This window comes from Paenibacillus sp. SAF-068, assembly GCF_051967555.1.
In the GTDB taxonomy this organism is placed as follows: domain Bacteria; phylum Bacillota; class Bacilli; order Paenibacillales; family Paenibacillaceae; genus Paenibacillus.
The window spans coordinates 161330-175219 of record NZ_JBQCJX010000007.1; the positions used below are offsets into that span (position 1 = coordinate 161330).

12 protein-coding genes and 1 riboswitch are annotated in these 13890 nt (G+C 46.5%); of the genes, 1 reads left to right on the forward strand and 11 read right to left on the reverse strand.

Annotated elements, in window-relative coordinates; translation table 11 throughout:
- Position 1: 1 nt before the first annotated feature.
- The 9 genes from purS to ACTHPG_RS25755 all read right to left on the reverse strand — a co-directional run bounded on the left by purS (position 2) and on the right by ACTHPG_RS25755 (position 8916).
- The gene (gene purS, locus ACTHPG_RS25715) at positions 2 to 247 is read right to left on the reverse strand and encodes a phosphoribosylformylglycinamidine synthase subunit PurS (protein WP_017690695.1); all 246 of its coding nucleotides are present in this window, start codon (positions 245 to 247) and stop codon (positions 2 to 4) included.
- A gap of 502 nt (positions 248 to 749) precedes the next feature.
- A complete protein-coding gene (locus tag ACTHPG_RS25720) occupies positions 750 to 1625 on the reverse strand; it encodes a phosphoribosylaminoimidazolesuccinocarboxamide synthase (RefSeq protein WP_440392219.1) in 876 nt (291 codons plus the stop codon).
- Between the two features lie 236 nt (positions 1626 to 1861).
- On the reverse strand, positions 1862 to 3160 hold the full coding sequence (purB, locus tag ACTHPG_RS25725; RefSeq protein ID WP_340910496.1) for an adenylosuccinate lyase: 1299 nt from the start codon (positions 3158 to 3160) through the stop codon (positions 1862 to 1864).
- The gene (gene purK / locus ACTHPG_RS25730; protein ID WP_440392220.1) at positions 3157 to 4359 is read right to left on the reverse strand and encodes a 5-(carboxyamino)imidazole ribonucleotide synthase; all 1203 of its coding nucleotides are present in this window, start codon (positions 4357 to 4359) and stop codon (positions 3157 to 3159) included. The genes purB and purK overlap by 4 nt, the downstream gene beginning before the upstream one ends.
- Entirely contained in the window at positions 4356 to 4841 is a 486-nt protein-coding gene (gene purE / locus ACTHPG_RS25735; RefSeq protein ID WP_105602018.1) for a 5-(carboxyamino)imidazole ribonucleotide mutase, read from the reverse strand. Before purE ends, purK begins: the two co-directional genes overlap by 4 nt.
- 193 nt (positions 4842 to 5034) lie before the next feature.
- Positions 5035 to 5136, reverse strand: a riboswitch (purine riboswitch).
- 271 nt (positions 5137 to 5407) lie between these two features.
- The gene (locus ACTHPG_RS25740) at positions 5408 to 5842 is read right to left on the reverse strand and encodes a universal stress protein (protein WP_047840488.1); all 435 of its coding nucleotides are present in this window, start codon (positions 5840 to 5842) and stop codon (positions 5408 to 5410) included.
- A 246-nt stretch (positions 5843 to 6088) separates the two neighbouring features.
- Positions 6089 to 6352, reverse strand: coding sequence for a DUF1294 domain-containing protein (locus ACTHPG_RS25745; RefSeq protein WP_440392221.1), 264 nt, complete (start codon positions 6350 to 6352; stop codon positions 6089 to 6091).
- 135 nt (positions 6353 to 6487) lie between these two features.
- The gene (locus ACTHPG_RS25750; protein ID WP_186327993.1) at positions 6488 to 6625 is read right to left on the reverse strand and encodes a hypothetical protein; all 138 of its coding nucleotides are present in this window, start codon (positions 6623 to 6625) and stop codon (positions 6488 to 6490) included.
- A gap of 161 nt (positions 6626 to 6786) precedes the next feature.
- Positions 6787 to 8916, reverse strand: coding sequence for a DNA topoisomerase III (locus ACTHPG_RS25755; protein WP_440392222.1), 2130 nt, complete (start codon positions 8914 to 8916; stop codon positions 6787 to 6789).
- 371 nt (positions 8917 to 9287) lie between these two features.
- Here ACTHPG_RS25755 and ACTHPG_RS25760 point away from each other — a divergent pair, with 371 nt between their 5' ends.
- Positions 9288 to 11222, forward strand: a complete 1935-nt coding sequence (locus ACTHPG_RS25760; protein WP_440392223.1) for an amidase family protein — start codon at positions 9288 to 9290, stop codon at positions 11220 to 11222.
- Positions 11223 to 11398: 176 nt separating this feature from the next.
- Here ACTHPG_RS25760 and ACTHPG_RS25765 read toward each other — a convergent pair whose 3' ends face one another.
- Positions 11399 to 12403 carry a ketoacyl-ACP synthase III gene (locus ACTHPG_RS25765; protein WP_440392224.1) on the reverse strand — a complete coding sequence of 335 codons (1005 nt, stop codon included), beginning with the start codon at positions 12401 to 12403 and terminating at the stop codon, positions 11399 to 11401.
- A gap of 237 nt (positions 12404 to 12640) precedes the next feature.
- Complete coding sequence (locus tag ACTHPG_RS25770; protein WP_440392226.1) at positions 12641 to 13615, reverse strand: copper amine oxidase N-terminal domain-containing protein; 975 nt, start codon at positions 13613 to 13615, stop codon at positions 12641 to 12643.
- Positions 13616 to 13890 lie beyond the last annotated feature (275 nt).

The window sequence follows — 13890 nt, forward strand, 5'->3', positions numbered from 1 at the left end:
ATTAACCCTCCAATTCGTAGCGGTAATCTTCAACAACGGTGTTCGCGAGCAGCTTCTCACACATCACTTTCAATCGTTTCTCCGCTTCCGCACGATCTGTCGTATCCAAGTTCAGTTCCATGACTTTACCAATCCGTACACTTTCAACTTCATTAAATCCCATCGAATGCAGGGCTCCTTGAACGGCTACGCCTTGCGGGTCGAGTACGCTTTGCTTAATAGTGACATATACGGTTGCTTTAATCATGATCCTTATGTTCCTCCTCAGTAATGAACGGGATAAATGCTTTATGCTGTTAAAAAAAGTGTCTTTTGGAGCTTGCTCCGGGGCGGATTGTTCTTTCCGGTCGCTGGTTGTCCCCAGGTTTTTTGGACTGTTTTGGCCCGCTGTGCGGTCAAAACCCGGGGACAAAGGCGAACGCTATCGCTCCTTTAAGAACAATTCCGCCCCTCCGCTAGTCCATGCGACGTTTTTTAAAGGCTTAAACCTTTTACGTTGCACGGTGTGTAATGGTCTAGTGATTGCTCCGGGGCGGATTGTTCTTTCCGGTCGCTGGTTGTCCCCAGGTTTTTTGGATTGTTTTAGCCCGCTCTGCGGTCAAAACCCGGGGACAAAGGCGAACGCTTCGCTCCTTTAAGAACAATTCCGCCCCTCCGCTAGTCCATGCGGTGTTTTTTAAAGGCCTAAACCTTTACGTTGCACGGTGTGTAATGGTCGAGACTGACCATTTACGTGAAAACAATTTAATTTATTGTGCCGTTAAACGGTTATAAATATCGACGTATCTGGCGGTTGTTGCTTCAACTACGGCTTGCGGGAGTGGATCCGGTTTGCTGTTCTTGTCCCAATCCGTTCCAGCGAGATAGGTGCGCACTGGTTCTTTATCCATGCTGTCGATCTCGATGTCGAGTTCATAATTCTCTTTGGCCCAGAAGCGTGAAGCATCAGGGGTGAAGATTTCGTCAATCAGGATGACCTTGCCATCCACGATGCCGAACTCGAATTTGCAGTCTGCCAGAATGATGCCACGCTGATCACAATAATCACGCGCGAATTCGTACAGGCGCAAGCTTTTTTCCTGAAGCTCCATTGCAAGTCCGTCTCCCACGAGTTCTTTCATGCGATCCATCGAAATGTCCTCGTCATGCCCTACATCATTTTTGGCTGCCGGTGTGAAAATGGGAACCTCGAGCTTGGCGTTCTTGCGCAGTCCTTCAGGCAGTTTAATGCCATTCACTTCACCGCTTGTCTCATATTGTCTCCATCCACCACCAGTGATGTATCCACGCACGACACACTCAATATCAATGCGTTCGGCTTTGCGGGTTACCATGATGCGGTCTTTGAGCAATTCTGGGTCTGTGATGAGATCACCCAGTTGATTCACATCGGTATGAACGACGTGATTCTCCATCATGTTACCTGTCAGTTCAAACCAGAAACTGCTGAGTTTATTCAATACGTTTCCTTTCTCGGGAACCGCCGGGTCCAGCACGTAATCAAATGCCGAGATTCGGTCGGTAACCACGATCAGAAAATGTTCACCCAGATCGTACAATTCACGTACTTTTCCTTTATATAACAGAGGTGCTTTAACGAGATCTGCCGCAGTGGACAGTGCCATGGGTTCACCTTCTTTCGTGGAGATGTAAGGCTAAGATCAGAATCCTGATGGTGTGGACTCCACTCCGAAGACAGAACAATCTTCCGATCGCTGTTATCCCCAGATTTTTTGATTCCACTTTTTCAAAGTGAAAGTCCGGGGATAAAGGCGAACGCTTCACTTCTTCAGCTTATTTCTGTCCTCTTCGTTCCCTGCTATTCCATCATTCTGAGCTGTAGCCTTATGGGAGTTATATATTAGTCGTTCAAGCCGAGTTTTTTGAAGATGGTGTCTACGTGCTTCAGGTGCCATGACGGGTTGAACGCATCTGCGATTTCTTCTTCGTTCAGTACTTCCGTGATTTCCGGGGTGGATTTCACGATATCCTGGAACTGACGTTGTTCTTCCCATGCTTGCATCGCACGTGGTTGAACGGTATCGTACGCTTGCTCGCGGCTGAAGCCTTTGTCGATCAGCTTCGTCATGATGCGACCGGAGAACGGTACCCCGTAGGTACGCTCCATGTTGCGTTTCATGTTTTCAGGGAATACGGTCAGGTTCTTCACGATGTTACCAAAACGGTTCAGCATGTAGTTCAGCAGCATCGTTGCATCGGGCAGAATGATACGTTCTACGGAAGAGTGCGAGATGTCGCGTTCATGCCAGAGCGTTACGTTCTCATATGCCGATACCATATGTCCGCGAATGACGCGAGACAGGCCGGAGATGTTTTCACTACCAATCGGGTTACGTTTGTGCGGCATCGCGGAAGATCCTTTTTGACCTTTGGCAAAAGCTTCTTCCACTTCACGGAATTCACTCTTCTGCAGTGCGCGTACCTCTGTAGCGAACTTGTCCAGGGACGTTGCGATCAACGCCAGTGTAGCCATATATTCTGCGTGACGGTCACGTTGCAATGTTTGAGTCGAGATCGGCGCTGGCTTTGTGCCCAGCTTCTCGCAGACAAACTCTTCGACAAACGGATCGATGTTCGCGTATGTTCCTACTGCACCTGAGATTTTGCCGTATTGTACATTGTCTGCTGCATGACGGAAACGCTCCAGATTCCGTTTCATCTCTTCATGCCACAACGCCATTTTCAGTCCAAATGTTGTTGGCTCTGCATGTACCCCGTGCGTACGTCCCATCATTGGTGTGTGCTGATAGGTCAGTGCTTTTTCACGAAGAATTTCAATGAAATTCACGATATCCTTTTCCAGAATCTCATTCGCTTGACGCAGTACATAACCCAGAGCCGTATCCACGACATCTGTGGAAGTCAGTCCGTAATGCACCCATTTACGTTCTGCACCCAGACTTTCAGATACCGTACGTGTAAATGCGATAACGTCATGACGTGTTTCCTTTTCAATCTCATAAATGCGGTCGATGTCAAAAGATGCATTCTGACGAAGCAATGCTGCTTCTTCCTTAGGGATTACACCCAGTTCGGCCCACGCCTCACATGCACAAATTTCAACTTCCAGCCACGATTGGAATTTGTTCTCTTCGGTCCAGATGGCTCTCATTTCGGGTCTGCTATAACGTTCAATCATGAATTTGTATTCCTCCAGAGGTTAGTTTGTTCAATCCATTGCAATCCTTCTTCAACATCCTGACAGAGCAGATTCACATGCCCCATCTTCCGTCCTGTTTTTGCTTCGGTTTTACCATATATGTGAAGCTTGGGAATCACACCGAGTTCTATCGCTTCCGCATCAGGTTGCCCTGTTCTTGCGATAATGCCTTCCAGATGTTCTCCAAGCACATTGACCATAACAACCGGACTCAATAACGAAGTGTCACCGAGTGGTAATCCGCAGATGGCACGGATATGTTGTTCGAACTGAGAAGTCGCACAAGCTTCCATCGTATAGTGACCGGAATTATGTGGTCTTGGTGCCAGTTCGTTGACGTACAGTCTTCCATCCGACGCTACAAACAGTTCCACAGCCAGCAGCCCAACAGCCTTCATTGATTCTGCCACCGCGGCTGCCAGCTTTTGAGCTTCAATCTGGATATCTGCGGCAACTCTAGCCGGTACAATGGAAGCATGCAAAATGTTATTTACATGAATGTTCTCCGCTGGCGGGAACGTTTTGATCTCCCCATTTGTACTACGCGCTACAACGACCGAAATCTCGCATTCAAACTTGATGAATTGTTCCAGCACCAGTTCCGCACCTGTAGCTGCAAGTTCTTCGTATGCGGCAACAGCCTCACTCGCTTCCCGAATTACACGTTGGCCTTTGCCATCGTAACCTCCAGTCACCGTCTTCAGTACAGATGGCACGCCAAGTTCGCTTACAGCAGCGAGCATCGTATCCGCACTCGTGATTTCCCGATAAGGCGCCACTCTTACTCCAGCAGCTTCAATCGCACGCTTTTCTCGCAACCGGTGTTGTGTGGTGTACAATAACGCACTTCCTTGCGGAACGTAGGACTCCCGCTCCAGCAGGCCAGCGACTTCTGCATCCACATTTTCGAATTCATACGTAATGACATCGCATTGCCGAGCCAGTTCAAGCGCAGCTTTGGCGTCGTCATATCCCGCTTCAATCTGCCGAGCCACTTGACCACAAGGGGCATCCGAAGCCGGATCAAGAGTAACGAATCGGTATCCCATTGCCGTTCCTGCGAGCGTCATCATCCGTCCGAGCTGTCCACCTCCAAGAATGCCGATGGTTGTTTTCCCGGGGAGCAGAACTTTCTGTAATTCTCCTGCTATGCCGGATTGGTTCGCGGCTCTACTCATAGCTCTTCACTGCTTTCGAGTACTTCCTGTTTGATGCGCTCTCTTCGAGCTTCAGAGCGACGTTGGACATCCGGGTCAAATGCACCGATCATCTGAGCTGCCAGCAATCCTGCATTGGTTGCCCCTGCCTTGCCAATCGCTACAGTTGCGACGGGAATACCACCGGGCATCTGAACAATGGACAACAAGGAATCGAGACCGTTCAATGCTTTGGATTGAACGGGAACGCCAATGACCGGAAGCATCGTTTTGGAAGCAACCATCCCGGGCAGATGTGCTGCCCCGCCTGCGCCTGCAATGATTACCTTGAATCCTCGATCGATTGCTTGCTCTGCGTATTCGAACATCAAATCCGGTGTACGATGGGCTGAGACCACCTTTTTCTCATACCCAATCTCCAGTTCATCCAGAACCTCGCATGCATGCTTCATCGTTTCCCAATCTGACTTGCTGCCCATAATTACAGCGACTTGCAGTGACATGAATACATCCAACTCCCGTCTGAGCTTTTTTGATTACATCTGATATGAAGGAACTCTTATTACGTGTGAAATGAAAAAATCCGCTACCCGCGAAAACATCACATTTTCTTCGGACACCGGACTCCAAGAAATACGTATCCCTCATTTGGGCATGCCAAAAGGGGGCTTGCTGTCCGCATCTGATTGCATGCGACTCTCAGCCGTATCTCCTCGTAGTCCGGAAATTTACGGTTCCCGGGTAGATACTTCCGGGCCCTATTCCCGGCGTTATACGAGCAAATATCTATCAAACTATCTTCGTTCATTTTCGCAATCTATTATTACACATTTCGTTCCTACTCGACCTTATTCTTACCTGATCGACACATCTAACATTCTAACAATCCCCTACAGCTAATGTCAACTTAAAGACGAACATTTAACATATTGACAAATATAATGTTCGGGAATTGCTTCATTGAATTCGGTTAGCCATCCATTTCATCCCATAAAAGAAAGCCGGCTCCTCTTCAATCTCTCGAAGACAACCGGCTCCCTGCTTTTTCAGTGCGTGCATACTTCATCCATTATTTTACGATCAGTACCGGAACCTGAGCATGTTGCACCACATTGTGACTGACACTTCCCAGGACAAATTCACGAATTCCGCCAAGTCCACGGCTACCAATAATAATGATATCCGAATCATTTTCTTTGGCGAAATCAAGCAACACTTCCGCAGCCGCTCCTTGAATCAGATCCACATTGGCAGTTACACCCGCAGCCTGGATTCTCTCTTTCGCTTCATCTGTTGTCTGCACCGCCAGATTGTAGTAATCATTATTAAGGGAAGGTGGCAGTGGAGCCAGCCCCTCACCGATGAATACACGCGGGAAATCAAAAGCATGAATGACGTCCAATACTGCATTCGGGGACACTTTGGCTAGCTCAATTGCACGATCAAGCGCTTTATTTGAAGCTTTGGAACCATCATAAGCCACTAATATTTTGGAAAATAACATGTGAATCCCGTCCCTTCCTTTATATGTAGAGCACGCGAAGCAAGCTTCGGTCTGACATCCAATAAACTAACAGAACCATATAACTCCTTAAACGTCCCGGAGTCACTATGAACCATTTATACGAATGAATTTACATATCAGACAAATTAACGATACACCTTCACTTCAACGTAAGTCCAGTTCGATATCTCCAATCCTACAATTAAAAACACAGAAGGAATGGTTACGCATGTGTGTTCCATGAATTCATTGAATAAAGTAACCATAGATTACTGCATTCAAGAACAACAACAACGGAATGCCAATGGTGAAGCTGAGATGTTTGGTCTTATGCCTCTTCCGATACATCGCGATCCAGACTCCCAAAGCACCGCCAATAAATGCAAGCAAGAATAACGTCCGTTCAGGTGTACGGTCACGACGCTGCTGTGCACGCCTCTTATCATCCGACATCACCAGATAACCAACTACATTAATAAATAAAAACCACAATATAAGTCCGGTTTGCATATAATTCTAGCGATCCCCCTGTCCCGGGACATCTCCCTGTCTCCATTATAATCCTCATCAGAGACATGTTCAACGCACCGGTAGGGAACCGCAGAATTTCGGGAGGCACGCATTAGATCGACAGTTTAGATAATTTTAGGACTCCTGCTTGGGAATACCGTTCAGACTCGGTACTCTTTTGGCTGCTTTGGCTGGACGAACAGCGATGTTTTCTTCCCTAATGCTATCTTTGTTCTGTTGGTTATGGATCTTTTCGGGTTTGTTGTGCGGCATATGGGTATCACCTCCTTGGCTTACGTTGCCTGAAAACAGAGGATCTTATACCCCATCACATGGTTGATTAGGTACACACGCAGCAATCACTTTCCATAGCGCCGGTTATTCGCAACTAGTGTTACATGATGGATGCGATCTGCCCTAACTCAGAGCTTGCCCTACTCTCCCTTTTTCTCCATAGCCGCCTTCAGCAGATCTCCAAGGTTAGACCCAATGGACTCCTGCTTTGCATACTGTTTCACGAGCTTTTGCTGATCGCGCTTGTTCAGATGCTGTTTGTCCTTATCCAATGTTTCTGTAATACCACATGGCAGACATTGCACGTATAGTCCCGCTTTGCCCTCTTTGATTTCCATCTTTTTGTGACACTGGGCACAACGACGGTTGGATAACCTTTTTTCTGCTGAACGGCGATACCCACAGTCCTCCGTAGGACACACAAGAAACTTGCCGCGTTTGCCCTTCTTCTCCAGCAGCCGTGCGTTACAGTCCGGACAATGGCTATTCGACACATTATGTGGCTTGTACTCTGCTTTGCTGCCTTTTACCGTAGACACCAGCTCTTTCGCCATTGAACGAATACCATCCAGGAAAGGTCCCGGTTTCCCTTGTCCACGGGCTATCCTTTCCAGTTCCGCCTCCCAACGAGCAGTCAGATCCGGTGTACGCAGCTGTGGGGCAGCCAGTTCTATTAACTGTTTGCCTTTGCCGGTTGGATGCATGCTGTTGCCCTGACGATCTATTGTATCGGAACTGACCAGCTTCTCAATAATATCCGCTCGTGTAGCCGGAGTCCCGAGTCCATGCTTTTCCATCTGGGAAAGCAAAGCGGCTTCGGTATACCGTTTGGGCGGCATCGTCCGTCCACTTTTAATATGGCAACGCTGAACCGTCACGGACTGTCCTTGCTGCACATCTGGCAAAAGCGCACGCTCGTGGTCTGCTGCATCGTCAGCATGGTCATCGTCATCATCGCTGTAATCACCGCCGTATACTTCACGCCATCCACTTTCTTTCACCGTTGTACCTTTGACATGGAAGGAATCGCCCCCCACCTGAACCGTGATCGCAACCGAATCGTACTTCGCTGACGGATAGAACAGGCTGATAAAACGACGTACGATCAGATCGTACAATTTGCGTTCCTCCGGGTTCAATTGATTGAGAAGCACTGTTTGCTCCGTGGGGATAATGGCATGGTGATCGGTCACTTTGCTGTCATCCACAATACGTTTGGTGATATTCAGATTTTTGCGCAGCAAAGGACGTGCCAAAGACGCGTAAGGTCCAATGGCTACACTGTCCAGACGTTCTTTCAAGGTAGCTGTCATATCGGAGGTCAGGTACCGGCTATCCGTACGTGGGTACGTCACGAGTTTGTGCTGTTCATATAGACGTTGCAGGACATTCGATGTTTGCTTTGCAGAGAAACCATATTTCCGGTTGGCATCCCGTTGCAGTTCCGTCAGGTCATATGCCAGCGGATGTGGCTCTACTTTCTCGCTTTTCTTCACCTGGGCAATCGTGCCCTTGCGCCCGTCCACCCGTTTCTTCAACTCTTGCATTTCTTTAGGGTCAAAAATTCGTGAATCTCCACCAGCTGCCCGCCACACTGCCTGAAATCCGCCCAAATCTGCCGTTAACGTCTCGTACTCCTGTGAGCGGAAACCATTAATTTCATTTTCCCTGTCCATAATCATGCCTAATGTCGGGGTTTGCACACGTCCAGCAGACAACTGCGCATTGAAACGAACGGTTAACGCACGTGTCACGTTCAGTCCAATCATCCAATCGGCCTCTGCCCGGCAACGTGCAGATTCATAGAGACGGTCGAACTGGCTGCCTGGCTTCAGTGAAGCAAATCCGTCTTTGATCGCCTTATCTGTCTGGGATGAAATCCACAGGCGTTTAAACGATTTTTTCCAACCCGCCATCTGCAAGATCCAACGAGCCAGCAATTCTCCCTCACGGGCCGCATCTGTCGCAATGACCAGCTCACCCACATCCTGACGTTTCATCAACTGCTGCACGGCTTTATATTGATGGTTGGTCTCTTTAAGTACCTTCAGTTTCGTACGCTCTGGCAGAATGGGCAGGTCCTCCAGATTCCATGTGGCATACTTCTTGTCGTAATCCTCCGGTTCAGCTAATCCAACCAGATGTCCAAGCGCCCAGGTCACGATATATTTCGGGCCTTCCATATAACTTTTATGTTTATCACGCGCCCCCATAACTCTGGCGATCTCACGTGCCACAGATGGTTTTTCTGCGAGTACCAATGTCTTCACTTCATATCTCTTCCTCTCTGGTAGATCGTTATGTCTCTTTAATTCCTATCTTTTCATTATATCATTTCACACGAAGGGTATGTTCTGCCATATCTGCTTCCTAGTCTGCACGCATCCTGTAACATCATGTTGAATCAACATGCCGAGTACATGTTAGATTTATTAACATTTGGGTATTTGGTAGATTTCCTGAGCTAACGAAATCAGAAGCATGAATAAGCATTAATACTGTACAGCATTGATGTATACGTTTTTTTGGATAAATATAAACCTTGTTAGATTACCTCACATAACTATACAATGTGTCAAAAGCATAGAAACAGAATCACTGCTAACACACATCAATGAGAAACGGAAGGGAGCGTGGATGCATGACTTATCATGGATCTGTATTAAAGAAAAGTGCGGCTTTGTTACTGGCAGGAGCTGTTGTTGCCACAACATGGGGAGGAACGGTGCCTTCGGCATCAGCCGCAACGGCAACACCTGCGAGTAAAACAACCGTAGCAGCTGTATCCAAAGGAAAAGCGCCTGCTACTCCGGCAGCATTTGTTCAGGCCATGGAAGAAGCGGCTACACTTGCAGGTGTTCCTTTTACCATGGACAAGCTCTCCGGCACAACCGTACAACGTAAAGATGCTGCGGTCGCCTTGCAACAATGGCTCAAGCTGGATTCGACTACCGAATCATTCAAGGATGTCCCGGATGAAGCCACTTTCGCAGGTGCTGTTGGTGCATTGAATACCGCAGGACTAATGAAGGGTTATACGGACTCCCTCTTCCTTCCAAAAGCTGTTCTTACCGAGAATGATCTCTCCATACTGAAAGACCGCATTTATAACTACATAAAACCGTTTGTGCTGGAGGAAGCAACCATCATGGATCTCCAGGCCGCAATGACGCAAGGAAAACTGACATCAAAAGAGCTGGTTCAGAAATATCTGGACCGCATTGAGAAATACGATGATCAAGGTGTAAGCATCAACGCCATATTAACCCTGAACCCGGATGCGCTCCAAATTGCGGAGCAATTGGATGAAGAACGTGCAGCTCAAGGTGCTCGCGGGCCTCTGCATGGCGTTCCAATTCTGGTCAAAGATAACTTTGATACCAATGACATGCCTACAACCGCAGGCTGTATCTGTCTGAAAGATTCCGTCCCTGCTCACGATGCTGAACAAGTGAAGAAACTTAAAGCAGCTGGTGCCATTATTTTGGGCAAAACAAACCTGCATGAATTCGCATTTGGCATCACGACATCCAGCTCATTGGGTGGACAAACATTGAATCCATACGCACTGGACCACTATCCAGGTGGCTCAAGCGGCGGAACAGGCGCTGCAATTGCATCTAACTTTGCCGCAGCCGGCATGGGAACGGACACCGGTGGTTCAATCCGAATCCCTTCCAGCTTCAACAGCCTCGTAGGTATCCGTCCAACGATCGGACTGTCCAGCCGAGAAGGCATTATCCCATTGGCTTTGACACAGGATGTTGGCGGACCTATGGCACGTACCGTAAGTGATGCCGCAATTATGCTGGATGCAACAGCCGGCTATGACAAAAAGGATGTCGCTACAGCTTACGCGGTTGGAAAAATTCCTTCCAGCTACACTGATTTCTTGGATGTAAATGGACTGAAAGGTGCACGCATCGGTGTGGCCACAGAACTCATCCCAAGTACCAAAGCTGAAGAAAAAGCCGTTGCTGACGTAATCAACACAGCTGTGGAAGAATTGAAGTCACTTGGCGCTACCGCAGTTCCAATTCCTATCCCGAACTTGGCCGAGATCAACAAATACCCAAGCCTCAGCGGATATGAATTCAAGTTCCAGTTGAATGACTATCTGGAATCATTGGGTGCAGATGCTCCATATCACAGTCTGTCGGAGATCATCGCTTCCGGAGAGTTTGATAAGTCCCAAGAACAATCCATGAAGACTCGGGATGCACGCCAAACCCTGGAGACTACCGAATATAAGGACATCGTACTGAAACGTACCCAAGTTACACGTGAATCCTTGCTGAAAGTAATGGCAGACAATAATCTGGATGCCATCATCTATCCTACGTCCACACAAACCGCTGGTGTTATTGGCGAAGGACAAAACTCCGGTGGTAACAATCGTCTGAGTCCATTCTCCGGCTTCCCGGCGATTACGGTACCTGCCGGTTTCACAACCGATGGTCTGCCTGTAGGTATGGAGTTCCTGGGTCGTGCTTTTGATGAAGGAACTTTGATCAAGCTGGCATACAGCTACGAGCAAGGAACTCACCACCGTCAGGCGCCTAAGCTTACGCCGTAAAATAATTATGGAATTAAGCTTTCCCGTTAACACAAAAAAACAAATGCATTCATATCATTTTATTTAAACGAGTTAACTCACTAAAGAGACCACCCTCTTCATGACTGCATGGAGTCCGGGTGGTCTCTTTAATTTTCTTTATTATTTTTGTGTTGCATACACTCGTATGTTATCCATTACTGAACTTTGTCCGGTACGCCCCATTTCAGCACCAGACCAGCGTAAGTCAGACCACCACCAAAACCAAAGAGAGCTACAGTCTGTCCTTCTTTCAATTTCCCCTCATCCACTGCAAGCTGTAAAGCAAGCGGAATGGAAGCAGCAGATGTATTCCCGCGATACTCGACACTCGTTAAAGTACGTTCCAAAGGAACCGGACCCCGTTCGCAAACAGCCTCAATCATTCTCATGTTGGCACTATGCGGGACAAACCAGTCAATCTGTTCAGGTCTTAACCCGGCTTGTATGATAAGCTTATCCAATTGCTCTGGGATTGTCCGTACAGCCCACTTATAAACCTCTCGTCCATTCTGGACCAAACAACCTTGGCCCTGTAAAGGCACTCCATCCATCTCTGAAGACAGACCACTCTTATAAAGATGGATACCGCCTTCTCCATGCGTACCGGATATGGCTGCCATAAAGCCACCTTCATCATGCGCAGATCTCTCCACCAAGAAGGCTCCAGCTCCGTCCCCAAACAGGATACAAGTCGTGCGGTCTGTGTAATCCGTAATTTTGGATAATGTCTCTGCTCCGATAACCAGTACTTTTCGGTACATTCCGCTGGTCACCAGGCTGTCAGCAAGCTGCAGCCCGTAGGAGAAACCAGCGCATGCCGCATTTAGATCAAGTACACCTGTGTGTCGGATCTTAAGATTAGCCTGTACTCTGGATGCGGTACTTGGGAAAGCATATTCAGGTGTGCTGGTAGCCACAAGAATCATATCCACATCTTCTACACTTACTTTATAACGACGTATCATATCTTCTACAGCCTTCGTAGCCAGGTCAGATACAAATTGATCTTCAGCTGCAATTCGCCGTTCTCTCATGCCTGTACGTTGCACAATCCATTCGTCACTTGTCTCGACTAATTTCTCCAGATCAGCATTCGTTAATATTCGATCCGGTACATATGTCCCCATTGCCGTGATAGTTGCCTTTGATTGATGATTCATATCGGCATTCACCTCATTTGGTTTTTTACTATTATAGCACTAAGTCTTAGTACTTCGTACTAATTTTAAAAATATTTATTATGATTATGATGAGGTGAAGAATGCCTAAATTAAATCATTTCTTTTATTTCATTAGAAACAGAAAATCCTTACTAAAAAAGTAAGGATTTTTTGTTTCTTTGTAAAAGGCTAGCCTAGTATACAATTACTCTCATTACCGAGAAATTTCCCACCTTTTTATGGGATAGTAATTACAGCAATGGTTGACGGATAACCACTAAAGGTATCAAATATTAAGGTTACTTTATTGGTTGTATATTCGAACAAACTTGAGGCCACGACAGCAGTTACAACATACTTTCCATTTAAGTATTTCACATAACTAGGTTGGTGCAAATTATCATTCCCATCACCTGAAGGATCGCTATCATAAACGCCTCTAAAAGCCTGGTGAATATGAATATTGGTAAACTCATACTTCTCATGCAAATAATCCGAAATAGGTACCGTCATATAGATCGAAGCTTGTTGATCTTTAAATTCTGCATCATAAATATGATCGATAGTTTCAATATCATACAGCATCGTGATCTCCAGACTATTATCATATGAAATCTCCACGAGGTATTCATTCTCATATACAATTCCATCATAAATTAGTTGACTCTTATTTTTAGCTAAATCATTTAAAATAGCATCCGCAGTTGCTTTCCTAGCAGAGCTAGTATTTTTAGAAGGTGTTTTTGTTTCTAAATTTTGATCGGGTGTAGTATTAGAATTGGATGTTGCTATGTATATTGTATTCTTTTTGATAGTAATATTTGCACCAGTCGCTTCACTTACTAGACGCAACGGCACGAACATTTTCCCTTTCACAAGTCGTGGCGCAACCTGCAAGGTAATCAAACTGCCATTGACAATCGCTTGGTTTTTCCCTAAGGTAAGCTCAATTGTTAAGCCTTCTTTCATTGCTGTGACGGTCTTAGTAGCATTATTCCACTGATAAAGCAAATCTAGCTTTTGAAAAATCGGAGTAAACTGCACTAACGTTGTACCCGCCGTTTGTATAGGGTCAACCTCAAATTTTACCTTTTCACCATTTACTAAAATTGGTATGGCTGTTGCCGCTTCAGCCTTCTCTTGTACAGCAGGTAAACCAAGCATAGTAATTACTAGCACGAATGTGAAGCAATATATCACTAACTTTCTCATTCCTCAGTCTCCTTGTTATTATGTTTAGGTAGATAATAACTCCCTTTAGCTTATATCGGTATTATTAATCAAATAATTAACAATCCATACTCAATTATACAAAAAAAGAAAAAGGCTATTTATAACTCACACAAGTATTATAGTTGAACGATCAAAACACAAATAAAAAAGACACACTCGATATGATCAAGTGTGTCCTTCGATTGCTTGGCGGCGTCCTACTCTCCCAGGACCCTGCGGTCCAAGTACCATCGGCGCTAGAGGGCTTAACGGTC